General features: G+C 63.7%; 1 protein-coding gene. It reads left to right on the top strand.

The features are described 5' to 3' along the window. Positions 1–102: 102 nt before the first annotated feature. Positions 103–317 (top strand): HD domain-containing protein (locus EN853_RS33460; RefSeq protein ID WP_135861371.1); only part of this gene is annotated, 215 nt, incomplete at its 3' end.

Raw genomic sequence — 317 nt, 5'->3', positions numbered from 1 at the left:
CCGCGAATGGCGCGCCATCCGGACCGGGTTCAGACCCGGGCAAGCCCGCCTTGGCTGTCCCTCGCCAGGGCGGGCTCTACCAGAGAAAAGATCGGAAGGATCATGCTACATCAGGCAGCGCAGATCGCTGAGCAGGCCCATCGTGGCCAGAAGGACAAGACCGGCAGACCCTACATCGAACATCTGAGGCGCGTTGCCGATGCGGTTGAGACGCTGGACCAAAAAACCGTCGCCTACCTGCATGACGTCGTCGAGAAGGGCGAGGGCTGGAGCCTCGAGCGGCTGCAAAATGCCGGCTTCAGCCTGTCGGTGGTGGC

It is taken from the genome of Mesorhizobium sp. M1C.F.Ca.ET.210.01.1.1 (genome assembly GCF_004791585.1).
Taxonomy (GTDB): Bacteria; Pseudomonadota; Alphaproteobacteria; order Rhizobiales; family Rhizobiaceae; genus Mesorhizobium.
The sequence above is the reverse complement of the archived record's forward strand: the minus strand, read 5'-3'. Positions and strand labels throughout refer to the sequence as shown.